The sequence below is a fragment of the Dictyobacter vulcani genome (assembly GCF_008974265.1).
Lineage (GTDB): Bacteria > Chloroflexota > Ktedonobacteria > Ktedonobacterales > Ktedonobacteraceae > Dictyobacter > Dictyobacter vulcani.
In genome coordinates this window covers 113,498-126,795 of sequence record NZ_BKZW01000002.1, presented here as the reverse complement: position 1 = coordinate 126,795, position 13,298 = coordinate 113,498, and the positions used below count along the sequence as shown (strand labels likewise).

Annotated in this window: 12 protein-coding genes; 8 read left to right on the top strand and 4 right to left on the bottom strand. The window is 49.5% G+C overall.

The window, feature by feature from the left end:
* The first annotated feature begins 228 nt into the window (after window positions 1-228).
* From KDW_RS18640 to KDW_RS18610, 7 genes are all read left to right on the top strand, one after another.
* Window positions 229-849 (top strand): hypothetical protein, encoded by a 621-nt coding sequence (locus KDW_RS18640; RefSeq protein WP_151757490.1) that lies wholly within the window; start codon window positions 229-231, stop codon window positions 847-849.
* Complete coding sequence (locus KDW_RS18635; protein ID WP_162005378.1) at window positions 797-1,555, top strand: transposase; 759 nt, start codon at window positions 797-799, stop codon at window positions 1,553-1,555. The genes KDW_RS18640 and KDW_RS18635 overlap by 53 nt, the downstream gene beginning before the upstream one ends.
* Window positions 1,556-3,915: 2,360 nt before the next feature.
* A complete protein-coding gene (locus tag KDW_RS18630) occupies window positions 3,916-4,116 on the top strand; it encodes a hypothetical protein (RefSeq protein WP_162005377.1) in 201 nt (66 codons plus the stop codon).
* Between the two features lie 508 nt (window positions 4,117-4,624).
* On the top strand, window positions 4,625-4,945 hold the full coding sequence (locus KDW_RS18625; protein WP_151757487.1) for a nucleotidyltransferase domain-containing protein: 321 nt from the start codon (window positions 4,625-4,627) through the stop codon (window positions 4,943-4,945).
* 113 nt (window positions 4,946-5,058) lie between these two features.
* Window positions 5,059-5,469: an IS200/IS605 family transposase gene (tnpA, locus tag KDW_RS18620; protein WP_151755659.1), complete on the top strand. Its 411-nt coding sequence runs from the start codon at window positions 5,059-5,061 to the stop codon at window positions 5,467-5,469.
* Between the two features lie 26 nt (window positions 5,470-5,495).
* Window positions 5,496-7,010 (top strand): zinc ribbon domain-containing protein, encoded by a 1,515-nt coding sequence (locus tag KDW_RS18615; protein WP_233097810.1) that lies wholly within the window; start codon window positions 5,496-5,498, stop codon window positions 7,008-7,010.
* A gap of 217 nt (window positions 7,011-7,227) precedes the next feature.
* Window positions 7,228-10,362, top strand: a complete 3,135-nt coding sequence (locus KDW_RS18610; protein WP_151757486.1) for an Eco57I restriction-modification methylase domain-containing protein — start codon at window positions 7,228-7,230, stop codon at window positions 10,360-10,362.
* Between the two features lie 39 nt (window positions 10,363-10,401).
* Here the strand turns inward: KDW_RS18610 and KDW_RS18605 are convergent, their stop codons facing one another.
* From KDW_RS18605 to KDW_RS18595, 3 genes are read right to left on the bottom strand one after another with little or no spacing between them, the layout of a single operon-like run.
* Window positions 10,402-10,698, bottom strand: a complete 297-nt coding sequence (locus tag KDW_RS18605; protein WP_162005376.1) for a cytochrome P450 — start codon at window positions 10,696-10,698, stop codon at window positions 10,402-10,404.
* A complete protein-coding gene (locus KDW_RS18600; protein WP_151757484.1) occupies window positions 10,664-11,044 on the bottom strand; it encodes a cytochrome P450 in 381 nt (126 codons plus the stop codon). Before KDW_RS18600 ends, KDW_RS18605 begins: the two co-directional genes overlap by 35 nt.
* Window positions 11,041-11,595, bottom strand: coding sequence for a cytochrome P450 (locus KDW_RS18595; protein ID WP_151757483.1), 555 nt, complete (start codon window positions 11,593-11,595; stop codon window positions 11,041-11,043). Before KDW_RS18595 ends, KDW_RS18600 begins: the two co-directional genes overlap by 4 nt.
* A 236-nt stretch (window positions 11,596-11,831) precedes the next feature.
* On the opposite strand from KDW_RS18595, the gene KDW_RS18590 reads away from it, so the two are divergent.
* Window positions 11,832-12,428, top strand: a complete 597-nt coding sequence (locus KDW_RS18590; RefSeq protein WP_151757482.1) for a hypothetical protein — start codon at window positions 11,832-11,834, stop codon at window positions 12,426-12,428.
* A 47-nt stretch (window positions 12,429-12,475) separates the two neighbouring features.
* On the opposite strand, the gene KDW_RS18585 is transcribed toward KDW_RS18590, so the two are convergent.
* On the bottom strand, window positions 12,476-13,267 hold the full coding sequence (locus KDW_RS18585; protein WP_151757481.1) for a class I SAM-dependent methyltransferase: 792 nt from the start codon (window positions 13,265-13,267) through the stop codon (window positions 12,476-12,478).
* Window positions 13,268-13,298: the final 31 nt, after the last annotated feature.

The following is a 13,298-nucleotide window of genomic DNA, read 5'->3' as shown; positions in this document are numbered from 1 at the left end:
TTATAACCAACTGATCGTTGTACATGAGTTATCCCGAATTTTGAGAACATGTGTTCGAGTAAGAAAAAAGGGGTGAAAAGAAGAAAACAAAGACCTCCTGAATTATACTTGCACTACCAAAAAAAAACGCAAGCAGGAGGTCTTTGAACATCGATGTCACTCAAGTATGCCATAGCAGGAACAAAGCGGCAAGAGGCGCAGGAAAAATTGCAGAGAGTTACCAGCTTGATGGAAGAATATCTGGAGCCGCTTGCCAGGCCGCTAGACGCGTATGTGGATAAGCGGCTAGTGCGGACATTCTTCCAGCTGATCCGAACCATTATCGAAGCTAGAAATCAGTCAACAGGATTGATGGTCAGCGAATTAGGGTCAACCATGCTCAGCGGGAGACAAGCGACAGCAGGAGAAAAGAGGATTCATCGCCTGCTCACATCGGAAAAATGGAGTGAAGAGCTGATCAGGATCTTCCAATGGAATCAGGCCCAAGAGCGATATGAAGAGTTAAAGAGAGAGGGAGAGGAGATTCTCGTCGTTTGGGACGGAAGTGAGATAGAAAAGCCAGAGAGCCAAAAAGCAGAAGATTTGTGTGCAGTTCGGTCAAGTAAAGCAGCAAGGCGAAAAAAATCACGGAAGGGAATATTTAATCAGCCAGGAGGAAAACCGATCATTGTGCAAGGATACGAGTGGACAGCGTGTGTGGTTGTAGGAGAGAAAGGGAAGCCATCACTGGCAATGATGGACTTTTGGAGTAGAAGAGGTCCAGATGCTCAAACGACCAAAGAGGAAGAGGAAAAAAATGTTAGCGAAAGTAGCGAGGGAGTGGGGAAGAAATGTATTGCACGTGTTTGATCGGGGATACGCTGGTGGTCCATGGTTAGAGATGATGTGGAGGCGGCACGTTGATTTCGTGATTCGATGGAAGAAAGGGCATCATTTTTTTGATGAAAATGGGGAAGAGAACTCATTAGGTCAATTAGGAAAGAAGAAAAGATCAAGAGATCATCGTATGATTTGGGATGCAGTAAAGCATGAGAATCGCAAGACAGGGATTACCTGGATGCAGGTACGACATGCATCCTATTCAGAAACATTATGGGTTGTGATTGTAAGAAGAGGAGGAGAACCATGGTATTTAGTGACGAATCGATGTATTGAGACGGAAGAGCAAGCATGGAAGATCTACAAAGCCTACTGCAGAAGATGGCAAGTAGAAACCGTGTTTCGCTATGAAAAGAGTGAATTGGCGATTGAAACGATTCGCATCTGGAAGAAGGAGAAGCGTAACAAGTTTTTTCATATCATATCGCTCGTCCATTCATTGCTTTTGCATCTTTTAAATGATGATTACAGAGATATCATTACATGGATTTTCCGTGAGTATTGTCATCGAACAGGGAAAAAGCAGAAAGAAGCGAAAGTTCCCATCTATCGTCTCAGATGGGCTTTAAGCCGCTTCTTTCAAGAGATCCGACCTGTATTTTTATTTGCCTGGAATGTTCAACCCTCAACAGCCTTCCATCAAGGGTTGAACGTCCGTTCTCAAAATTCGGGATAACTCATGAATCATTCAGCCTACGCTTTTATCTACGTCACTCATTCTTCCGCAAAAAACCTCACCAATCAAAGCCAGGAACCTCCGCAATAGTATTTTTTCCAGACGTTTCTATGAAATTTCTTATAAAAACTATAGGAATTTTATATTGAACAACTTGCATCCATTCAATGCAAAATAACGTAATTAGTAAATATATACATGCAGATATTCATTTTTACCTAATGATCTTCGCCAACAGGAGAGCGGTGGCTTTTTACACGTAGACGTACACGTACACGTACACGTAGACGTACACGTACACGTACACGTAGACGTACACGTAGACGTACACGTACACGTACACGTACACGTACGTAACGTACACGTACCACGTAGACGTACACGTACACGTAGACGTACACGTAGACGTACACGTACAACGTACACGTAGACGTACACGTACACGTACACGTACACGTACACGTAGACGTACACGTAACACGTACACGTACACGTAACGTACACGTACACGTACACGTAGACGTACACGTACACGTAGACGTACACGTACACGTACACGTACACGTAGACGTACACGTACACGTACACGTACACGTACACGTACACGTACACGTAGCACGTACACGTACACGTACACGTAGACGTACACGTACACGTACACGTACGTACACGTACACGTACACGTACACGTAGACGTACACGTACACGTACACGTACACGTACACGTACACGTAACGTACACGTACACGTAGACGTACACGTACACGTACGTCACGTAACGTACACGTACACGTACACGTACACGTACAGTACCGTACACGTACACGTACACGTACACGTACACGTAACACGTACACGTACACGTAGACGTACACGTACACGTAACGTACACGTACGACGTAACGTACACGTAGACGTACACGTAACACACGTACACGTACACGTAACAACGTACACGTACACGTAGACGTACACGTACACGTACACGTACACGTACACGTAACGTACACGTACACGTACACGTACACGTACACGTACACGTACACGTACACGTACACCGTACACGTACACGTAACACACGTACACGTCACGTACACGTACACGTAGACGTACAACGTACGCACGTACACGTAACGTAGACGTAACGTAGACGTACACGTACACGTACACGTACACGTAACAGATAGACGTACACGTACACGTAGACGTACACGTACACGTAGACGTACACGTTACACGTACACGAATACACGTACACGTACACGTACACGGACACGTAACAACGTACACGTAACGTAAGACGTACACAGTACACGTAACAAGTACACGTAAGACAGTAACGTACACGTAAACGAAGACAGTACACGTACACGTACACGTACGAACGTACACGAGACGTAACCACGTACACGTAGACGTACACGTACACGTACACTACACGTACACGTAGACGTACACTAGACGTACACGTACACGAATACACGTACACGAACACATAACTAAGACAGAAGACTACACGGTACACGTACCACGTACACGATAACGTAACACACGTACACGTACACGTTACACGTACACGTACACGTACACGTAGACGTAACAAAAAAAAAAACGTACACGTAACGTACACGTACACGTAACACGTACACGTACACGTAGACGTACACGTACACGTAGACGTACACGTACACGTACACGTACACGTACACGTACACGTACACGTACACGTAGACGTACACGTACACGTACACGTACACGTACACGTACACGTAGACCTGATCCTGCAGCAGTATTTTGTATAAAATGTTTTTTTGTGAGGGGAATAACGTATACGTAGACGTATACGTTGTCTGATAGTCTTTTCTAAAGATTTAGAGATGGATTTTACAAAAGCAGAAAGAAAATCTGCTGGAATTTTTTATGTGTAGGTGGATGAATGTTTGGCCTGGATATAAAAGAAGTATCTTGTTTGCGATTGTGAGAATCGTTGAAGGTCTTCAGGGTGTTTAAACGATACATGTTGTAGATGGATTTTTCCAAGGCCTTTTTCGGACCTCTGAGAGCGTTTCTGGTGCCAGGTAAATTTTTGTAGCTGGTGAGTGCCTGTTATTTTTATAAGACGTCCTGGATGGTGGCAAATTAGTTGATAGGAATGTGTACGTGAACGGGTTGCAGCGGCGAGCGCCAATACGTTTCGGTGAGGCGCATTTGTGACCATAAAAAACATGGTGGAGAAAAGCAGCGGATCATACGTGGAGAGGGCGCCACACGCGGAGGCCGGCATGCGGCGTGATCATGGAGCGAGGGGCTCAAAGAGCATCGCATGCCTGTGGCGCCTACACCGAGACGGATCCTGTTTCGTGATCCTCTTCGAGAAGGTACGGGGAGGATCCACGCGCTCACCCACCACATTGCTGTGCGAGCAGGCCACGGCACACACGATCCCTGGAGGCGCCACAGCACTGCGCGTCGTTCGAGCACGCTGGCCTGCGCAAACGCAGCAGTGTGGCCTTTGCGTGTGGCGCCCTCTCCACGTACACGACGCCACGCCATACCGTTGAGGTTATCTCCTTCACCGAAACGTATTGGCGGCGAGCGCTGCCGGTACGTTGGGGGGAGGTGCTCGGACGTGAACGGGTTGCTGCCATGAAGGCTAATACGTTTCACGTAAGCCTTTTTCTGGACGAGATTGACGAAAGCATCTGAGCCGATCAGAGGCCCAGTGACTTCAAAGGATCAAGAAAAGCGAACCTACACGTTTTACCTCTCTTGATCCTTTGAGAAGGTATTCCTTCACCGTCATGCTATCATTTCAGCCATTCAATCCCTTAAGTGAAAAGTATTAGCCATGAAGGCTGCCGGTACGGTTTTTTTTGTCACGTGAGCTCAAAATAATGTACACGTATACGTACACGTGTACGTTATTTTGAGCTCAAGTTTTCTTATAGTTTAATTTAACGGTTTTTGTTGTGGCGAAACCAGAATGTGCAAATTTCAGTTTCTTTGAGGATGCTTTTTCGTTTTTCGTGTTATACTTTTGCTGATGCATTGAAAGAGAGATTTTAATCGATGGCACATGAAATATTGTTGCAGCAAATTGTTGAAAAATTGAAAAATGTACAGGGTCTGAAGGCGGTTGTCCTGGGCGGTTCGTACGCGAGCAATACGCAAAGAACAGATTCAGATCTTGATATTGGCCTCTATTATGAGGCAGATAACCCTTTAGATATTGAACATGTGCGTTCTATTGCGCGTGAAATAAACGATTTTCCTGATCCTGTTGTGACCGATTTAGGGAGATGGGGCACCTGGGTAAATGGTGGCGCATGGCTAACTATACAGGGTCAACGCGTCGATTTCTTGTATCGCGATCTTTCATTTGTGACATAAGCGTAACCCGCCGCAAGCCGCTGTGGTTTGAACCCAGGCAGATAGGCGGGTTTCTCGTGGGCTTTAGCCCTCGCTTGTTGCAATATCGTCTTTTTCTCCTGTATACTGCAACAATGGAAAAGACGAGTACATTGCAGTATCAGCGTGACGAGCACCGCGTCCATCTTATTGTGTATCATCTCATCTGGTGTCCTCGTCGTCGCAAAGCCATTCTTACGGGTCCCATCAAAGAACGGTGTCAACAGATACTCGAAGAGAAATGTCTGGAAAAAGGGTGGAGTATTCTCACCCTGGCGATTCAACCTGACCATATTCATCTTTTTATCCGCGTCTGGCCTTCTGAAAGTGCCGCTGATGTGGTGAAAGAACTTAAGGGCATCACGTCCTTTCATTTACGAAGGGAGTTCGCCCCTATCATGAAGAAAATGCCTTCGACCTGGACCCGTTCCTATTTTGCCAGCACGGCTGGTGCAGTGAGTGCTGAGACCATTCAACACTATATCAATGCGCAAAAAGGAATCTAGCGGGGAGGAAGGGAGGGAGTCATCGCATGGCAAAGGCAACGAAAACCATCACACAAGCAATGCAGTATCCATCCCGGTATGCTGCCTGGTTTACGACCACCCAGGCATTGTTCAACACAGTGGCTTCCTTCTACTTTGAGGTCATCACAGCTCACGAGCAGGTGCTGTTGCTTTCCTCACACAGAGCCTTGCATGCCCTTGAGACATTGACCCATGCGACGGAAGAAAACCCCGATCCGGTGATGCCGCTCGATGCCATTGCTCCTCAGGTTCCTGCCCTCTTTCGCCGTGCCGCTATTCACGCAGCTCTTGGCTCCGCCCACGCCTTTGAGACGAGCTTGCAGAAGTGGCGTGCGCGCAAAGAGAAAGCGGCCCTCAAAAAGAAGCGTTTCACCGAGCACCCACCGGTTCCCCCGCGGACCTGGAATCGGTCGCCGACGTTCTACAAGGGCCAGTGGAAAGGGCGAACTGCGTCCTCCATTCTTCTCAAGCTCTGGACAGGGGCGAGGTGGATTTGGGTCAACGTTCGGCTCTTGAGCCGTGACCTGCCCGATGGCTATGAGCCCGGGAGTCCGTCGCTGGTTCGCCATGGCTCACATTGGCGGTTGCATACCCCGGTCGAAAAGACCTTCACCAGTCCGGGGAAGGTGGCTGTGCAACTGGCTCATGCCCAGACACGCATCTGTGCCATTGATCTCAATCTCGACCATCATCTGGCGGTCTGTACGATCCAAACAGCCGACGGCTCGACCGTTGCCACCACCTTTCTCAGTGGCGGCAAACGCGTAAATGGCCGTAGGAAGTGGCTGCTTGGTCGGATCGCCCGCAACCGTCGTAAGACGGGTATCCTGGCCGAAAACGAACCCGATAATGTGGCATTATGGGAGAAAATCCGTCATGTGGATGAGCAGGTGGCACACCTGATCAGTGCGCGCATTGTGCACTTTGCTCGTCAGCATCAGGCGAGTGTGCTGGTATTTGAACACCTGGGCAACCTGAAGCCGCAAAAAGGCCGCTACAGTCGCCGAGGGAACAGCAAACGAGCCTTCTGGATGAAGGGGCGTATATTCACCAATGCCAAATATAAAGCGTGGAACGAGGGCATGATCACGAGTCGGGTGAACCCGCGCAACACGAGCCGCGAATGCGCCCGTTGTCATGGCCTGATTGTACGTTACCATGCCAAGCAGGGGCCCGAGCCAGCAGGCTACACCCCTGGGGCACCGTTGGCCTGGTGTCCTGCGTGTGGCATGAAGGGCCATGCCGATCGCAATGCGAGCGTGGTCATTGGTCAGCGCTTGCGTACACGTGCTCACCATCAGGAAAAGCCTCGCGCTCCTCTCCTGGGTCCAGGAGAGAGGGATGAGAAATCATCAGGTGTTGTCCGTTCCCAAGACGCCAACAGCAAAGGTGGCCCATCGCGCCGCCGAGCACGGAGGCACGGAACGGGCAAGGGGCATGGCACCGCCCATGAGGATCACGCCAGGATGGTGGCGCCCTCAGCTATTCCTCGCCCATTACCTCTGTTCAGTGAGTTGTAGCAACGCTATCTATCTCGAACAGTGGCGTACGCAGGAGTGGAAGAAGCCGCCGCCCCTTCAGGGCGTGCGGAGTGTCACGTACCATGCTTCTCACTGAATGAACATGTTTTTGGCTTCCGTGCCGTTTGAGTCACGATTTTTAGGCAGGCTAACTATAATGAATAGGCAGTCTTTATAGCGCTATTGGGTGTAGTGGGAGTGGGATGGGAGGCGTGAGATGGCGAGTGTAGATGGAGCTATAGCATATTTTGCGACTGGCGAGCAGGTCGAGGCTGTGTTAGGGATCTTGCTGAAGGAATTAAATGCCGCGCACATATGTCACTATCAGCTTATCGCCAGCCTGCGCCAGCAGCCAGATGGTACATTGTTGTCCCGACGTCAGGCACTAGATGATCTTTATCAGGCAATGATTCAGTTGATTATGCGCTGTGTGGTGCTACTGTTTATGGAAGCACGACAACTCGTGCCTATCGCTCATCAGGATTACCAGCACGACAGCCTTGCCGCACTCTACGAGCGGTTGCACAGTCCTCCCCAATCCCACCAATCATCGGCCTGGCCGTGTCTGTGCAAACTTTTCACGCTCCTTTATAGGAAATCCATGGGAGATATGCCGGATTTTTCAACAGGCGGCATGTTGTTTCACGCTGGCGATCAAGCTAGTTCCGATGGTGTGCTGCGAGCTCTGGCGCTGTTTGAAGATCAGGGAGTGGTCAGGATCTCGGATGAGCGTGTGCTCAGGTTGCTAACAGTGCTCACATATGTACATTGTCAGCCTGTTGATTTTGCGGTCCTGCATGTTGAAGCTATCGGCCAGATCTATCAGCGTATGTTGGATTTTCGTCTCTATCTAGATGATCAGGGGGAGCCAACTTTTTATCTGGCGCGGCGTGGAGGCAGGCGCAAAGGTTCGGGTACTTTTTATACGCAGTCGCAGTTGACTCGTTTGATCGCGCAGCGTACGCTGGAACCGCTGGTGTATACAACAGATAGTGCTGGCCAGCGTATACCACGACCACCGCAGGCTATTCTGGCATTGAAGATATGTGATCCCGCCTGTGGCACGGGCTCTTTTCTCTCCAGTGCGCTCGATTATCTTGCCACTGCGCTCCAGCAAGCATATCGCTATTATGATGAACAGTTTGCTGGTTCAGAAACATATCTACGCAGGCAGATTGCCGCGCACTGTCTTTATGGGGTTGATCTTTGTCCTTTTACGGTTGAACTGGCACGGATAAGTCTGTGGCTGGAGGTCGCGGACCGGCGGATGGCGCTGACATGTGTGGATGGACATATCAAGACTGGCAACGCGTTAATTGGCGCGTGGGAGCAAACTACTGTTGAAGATTCTGTCTATCAAACTACTGTTGAAGATTCTGTCTATAATGAACGGAAGCAGTTCCATGATCGCTGGTGTGCGCGCTGGTTCTGGCCATCTGAATCGATGCGCTCTCAAGAGAATCCTATGGCGGATAACCTGGTGGCACAACTGGTGGCTGAACATCGATTTTTCCATTGGCAATTGGAGTTTCCCGAGATCTTTCAGACCGCCAGTTGGGGTTTTGATGCCTGCCTGGCGAATCCGCCCTGGGAGGCACTTAAGCCTGGATCGCGTGAGTTTTTTAGTGAGTATGATCCGGGCTATCTTGCCTACGATAAACAGGAAGCATTGTCGGCGCAACAGGATCTGTTTCAGGTGGATCAGGAGATTGAAACCGCCTGGTTAGCCAGACAGGCGTACTATAAAAATATCAGCAATTGGATTAAACATGCGAGCACGGCCAGCGATAAATTATCTTTGGCGCAGGCCGCCGCCACTCCGCCGTTCCGCTATCAGGGGAGCGGCGACTTTAACACCTATAAATTGTTTTTGGAACTGGCCCACTATCTGCTCAAGCCGCAGGGATATCTGGGCATGCTGGTGCCGGCTGGCATCTATAGTGATCAGGGCACGGCAGCTTTGCGACGGCTGTTCCTTGATCACTGTACCTGGCGCTTATTAATTAGTTTTGTGAATCGCCGCCATATCTTCCCAATTCATAGCTCGTTTAAGTTCGCCTTTGTGTTGATCCAGAAAGGTGGCACAAGCCGCCATATTTCCGCTCTCTTTAATCAAGAACAACTGGCGGCCCTGGAGTGTCCTGAACAAGACATGCTCCAGCTATCCCGCCAGCAAATCGCCACTTTAAGTCCTGGCTCGTTGGTGATCCTTGAGGTACAGAAGTCACAGGATAGCGCGATCCTGGAAAAGCTCTATGCCCACGCGGTACTCCTGGGAGAGCAGTTGGAGGGAACGTGGCGTATTCGCTATGCCCGTGAATTTGATATGACCAGCGATTCCATGCTCTTTTCCTCCCGCCACCAATGGGAGCAGCAAGGCTACCGATCCGACCACTCTAGTTGCTGGCACGATCCACAGCAGCGCCGCGCATTACCGTTATATGAAGGACGTATGATCGGCGCCTTTGATCCCAGTGAGAAGGGATGGATCAGCGGAAGAGGACGCAGAGCTGTCTGGCAGGATATTCCTTTTACACACAAGCGTATCCAGCCACAATACTTGATGGCATTGGCGACATATCAGGCCAGTGGCAAAGCTTTAAGTGGAAACAAAATTGGCTTTATGGATATCTGTTCGGCCAGCAATACGCGTTCAATGTATGCCAGTATGCTGCATGGATTTCCCTGCGGCAATGTGATTCCGGTGCTGCAACCTGCCAATACTGACATCGCTAGCGTGGCGGCGCTGGCGGCGAACCTGAACTCGTTTGTCTATGATTACGCGTTGCGTTGTCGTCTAAGTGGCCTCCACCTTAACTACTTTATCATCGCCGAAACGCCGCTGCTTCCACCCTCTCTACTCTGCCAGAGTAAGTGCGTGCAATGGGCGGCTCAATTGAATCTGATCATGCCATGTTATGCGCCTCAGTGGCTGGAATTACGGCTGCTTTATCCAGAACTGGGCCGGCAGCACTGGCGGCAGCTATGGGCCCTCACTGTGCATGAACGCCTGCGTCTGCGTTGTATGCTGGATGCGCTGATCGCCGATCTTTATGGACTCGATTATCATGAACTGGCCTGGATCTTGCGGCCCGATCCACAGCAACTCAAGGGTTTCTGGCGCGTAGATAAAGAGAAGCCATACGCTTTGCGGCACACAGCCCTGACCTTAGCGGCTTTTGCACACCTTAGACACGTTGGGCGCGATACATTTGAAGTCGGGGAGTGGCAATTTCCGATAGACATTGCCACTCAATTGGGACCTCGTTTGACGCCATGGCAGATGCAGGGAAACGTCGCGGAGAGTTGGTCTGAATGCGAGCAGCTCGCCGAAAATATGTACGAGGAATAAGGGAAACAATCGACAGGGATCGAACCTACGTTTTCGCTTTTATTGTTTCTTTTGGGGAATAGAGCGAGGTTTTAAGAACATATTCATGCTATAGCGTGGACGATAGGTGATGGCGACCTCTCCTTCAATGCGTTGGCCGGAAACAAGTTCGAGGTCGTAGCGTTGGGCGATCATGGCTAAGAGCAAGGGACCTTCCATCAAGGCCATGTTGGAGCCGATGCATTTACGTGGGCCTGCTCCGAAGGGCATATACGCCAGGGGATGGCGACCCTTGCTGCGTTCGGCGCTGAAACGGTCGGGATCAAAGGTTTGGGGTGCGTCCTTGTAAGACTTCATCCACTTCATTATGTAATCGTTGACGTACCTCTGGATGTTGCGAGAGCAGATACCAGGCCCAGGTCATGGTATGGGCAGTTGTCTCATGGCCGGCTCCAAAGATGGTAATCACCTCATCTCGGAGTTGTGTATCGTTCATGCTCTGGTCCGTCTCTTCATCTCTGGCGTTGATCAAGAGATCTAAAAGATCATCATGTTGCTCATTACTTGATCGACGTTGTCGGATGATCCCATAAATCACCTCATCCAGGGTGGCTTTAGCCGTTTTAAACTCACGGTTTCGTGGTGTAGGCCAGCTAAGGGGTGCCTTAAATGGACTCCTGATATGATGCTCTAAATATTTCATTGCCGTTGCCGTAGCGGGCCCAATTTTATCCACTTTATCAAGTACGTTGGTGCGCTGAACATGGTCTGATTAATGATATCGAGGGTTACTCGTACCATCTCTTTGGAAATATCCAGGCTATGTCCCGTTGGATGGGCGTCCCAGCGTTCTAATAGGTGTTGAGAGGCTGCTTCCATGCGCGTTCCCATCGTGGCCAGACGCTGCTTATGGAACATGGGTTGCATCATGCGCCGCTGCGTCAGCCAGGATTCATAACTATCATTAGAGATAATCCCCTGGCCTGTTATGATACCAACATCATCCTTTGCTTCATTTCTGGGAAATGCTCGTGCTTTCTCGACGAGCAGAGTACGGGTGATGTCAGGATGCGATACGATATACAATATACGCGGGCCCAGGTGATATTGCACGATATCACCATACTCAAGGAAGCCCTTGTAGCTGGCATCAAGAGCATCACGCATAAAATCAGGTAAACTGCCAAGCAAGAATTTGCCCTGTGGACCTGGCACCGGTTTGTTGATAACCGAAGTCGTGGTGGTGGTATTCATAATCCTCCATGCAGAGACGAGTAATAGATTAAGGATACACTTCTTGTTGTATTTTTTATTGTGGTTCTTTTGAGACGGGTATGTAGATGGCGATCTCTATGAATATAAGAGGTATTTATACTCATGAATATAATAGCTGGACAATAGTGAGAAGTCAATGCAAGTACATGTATATTTGACGCCGATGCTGGTGGGAAAAATAGCCAGAGCGTGGGTGATCAGAAAGGAAATACTCGATGGGCAATAAAGAAGAGATTTATCGCGCAGGTAGAAAGACCGCATATGTATGGACATGGTGGAATGGGGATGCTTTACCAGAGCTATCTGACGTAGAGGATTGGCATGTCGAGTCATCAGAGGATATTCCCTTTGTGGCTAAACTCTCCAATATTCCGGTTACCAGTGTAGAAGAGCGCTACCAGCAGGGACATCGTCCTTATCTTGCGTACATAAATCAACATCTGGTGGCCTATGGGTGGAGCGCGGTCAGAAATGCGGCCTTTGGCAGTCCCAACGTCAACTTTTATGTGGCCGGACGTAACCTCTATCTGTATCACTTTGTTACCCTGTTGCCCTGGCGTGGACATGGCTATTATCCACGATTATTACAAGAGATCATTCAGCGCACCAATCATGACTATGAGCGCTTCTGGATCATCCACCAGATCTCCAATCAAGCTTCGCATAAAGGTATAGCCACGGCTGGCTTTACCCTTGCCGCCAGTGTGGCTCACCTTGATCATCCAGGTCTGGGACTGATTGCTGGCGCCGATGAGGCGCGTACACAGGCAGCGGTCCAGTTGCTTGGCTTACCCCTGGTGACACATAAATAAAATAGAACGCCAGATTAGCGCTAATCTGGCGTTCTATGTTCTAGCTTTTATGCCTGGCCTTTACCGGGTAAGCCCCAGATGATATTGCTGGCGACCTGCAGCGGAATAGTGCCATCAGGATAGAGCTTGCGCAAAGTCACTTCAGCTTCCTGATCAAAAGCGGTGGCCTGCTCTACACCCATCCGTTCGCGTGAGAAGCCACTGCGTGAATGATAGGAGGCTATATAGTCCTCAATGGATTGTGGATAGGCTATATAGCTGGTGCGCTGCTCTCCAACTTTTTTGAACAGGCCGTGTTGCTCTAGATCCACAATCATATTGGATGGCTCATAGTCTTTGTTGGTCGTATAGTGAGGAATCAGGTTACTTAAGAGCGACCAATCATCGGGTTCTGTCTCATGCTCAATGATAGCCAGATAGCCATCTGGGACCAGCAGTTGTTGGAAGCGTGGAAACACAATTTCCCAGTTCATCCAATGTACACTTTCTCCGGCGGCAATCAGGCCATAAGGTGGCTCTAGTACTACATCTTCCATGGAGCCATGCAACCAGTGGAGACTGGGATGGTCGCCATTAGGATGGGATTGACCTTCAGTGATCATGGCCTGTGAGAAATCGACGGCATCAATATGATCGACCGCCGCGACAAGATTGCGTGCAATATAGCCAATGCCACAACCAGCATCCAGCACGCGGCGCGGCGTTCCTTTAACGAGTCCGGCCAGGATCTCAAATGTCTCTGTTGGATATGGCGGTCGATAATGATAGGACTCAGCAATACTTTGATCTTTAAACGACTCGGCATGTTTGGGAGCATAATATTTTGATTTATGGAGCATAAAACATACTATCCTTTCTGCACTGTTTATT